Source organism: Frankia sp. Mgl5 (assembly GCF_023242985.1).
In the GTDB taxonomy this organism is placed as follows: domain Bacteria; phylum Actinomycetota; class Actinomycetes; order Frankiales; family Frankiaceae; genus Parafrankia; species Parafrankia soli.
On sequence record NZ_JALKFY010000111.1, the window covers coordinates 1 to 275 of the forward strand.

General features: G+C 55.3%; 1 protein-coding gene. It reads left to right on the plus strand.

The features are described 5' to 3' along the window. Window positions 1-275 (plus strand): AIR synthase related protein (locus tag MXD62_RS08590; RefSeq protein ID WP_248828859.1); only part of this gene is annotated, 275 nt, incomplete at both ends.

Here is a 275-nt window from a genome sequence, read left to right on the forward strand (position 1 = left end):
GTATTGTCGCAGCCTACAGTAGCCAACAAGCATTGGGTCTATGAGCAATATGATCATATTGTCCGTGCCTCCACGGCGGTAAAACCTGGTTCAGCCGCTGCGGTAGTGATGATTCGCGGTACCCGTAAAGCTTTGGCGATGAGCACAGACTGTAACGGACGCTACGTTTATCTCGATCCTCGGGTAGGCGGTGCGATTACCGTTGCCGAGTCGGCCCGCAACGTGGTCTGCTCCGGTGCGGAGCCTTTGGCGATTACCGATTGCCTCAATTTCGG